At 41.7% G+C, this 605-nt stretch carries 1 tRNA gene; it reads right to left on the reverse strand.

The features are described 5' to 3' along the window. Window positions 1-417: 417 nt before the first annotated feature. Window positions 418-493: transfer RNA gene (locus L5L77_RS22630), tRNA-Ala, on the reverse strand. Between the last annotated feature and the right edge of the window lie 112 nt (window positions 494-605).

Consider the following 605-nt stretch of genomic DNA (forward strand, 5'->3'; position numbering starts at 1 on the left):
CCTTCATCGCCTCTGACTGCCAAGGCATCCACCGTATACGCTTAGTCGCTTAACCATACAACCCAAATGAGTTTCACTCACCTGCGTCGCATTGCGACCAGCTTGGTTTTACTTGTCTCACTTCTGACCAAAGAAGTGGACGCGCCTTAGACGTAAACTATGCAACTAAGCATAATTTACTATTGAATATTCAAGACACTTAATAAAGTGTTTGAGAACTCATGTTCAATGCTTGCGCATTAAACGTTTTGTAATTAATCACATGACAGACTCATGCAATTAAATACTATCAGCTTTCCAAATTGTTAAAGAGCGGGCTTAAAAAAGCCAAAGATAATTTTTAAGTTTATCTTTGGCATCTCTATCCATAATGCATATGCCTTATTACTTTGCAATAAAGTCAGAATAAGGTGTAAATGGTGGAGCTATGCGGGATCGAACCGCAGACCTCCTGCGTGCAAGGCAGGCGCTCTCCCAGCTGAGCTATAGCCCCATTTACATGCAGTGCGAGTAAGTAAGATGTTCCAAACCTCTAAAAGGATTGGTTTGCCAAATCGAGTTATCCGCGGCAAATTAACGCGACGTTTAGTTCACTAAACGAGTGT

Source organism: Shewanella sp. SM29 (assembly GCF_025654245.1).
Taxonomy (GTDB): Bacteria; Pseudomonadota; Gammaproteobacteria; order Enterobacterales; family Shewanellaceae; genus Shewanella; species Shewanella oncorhynchi.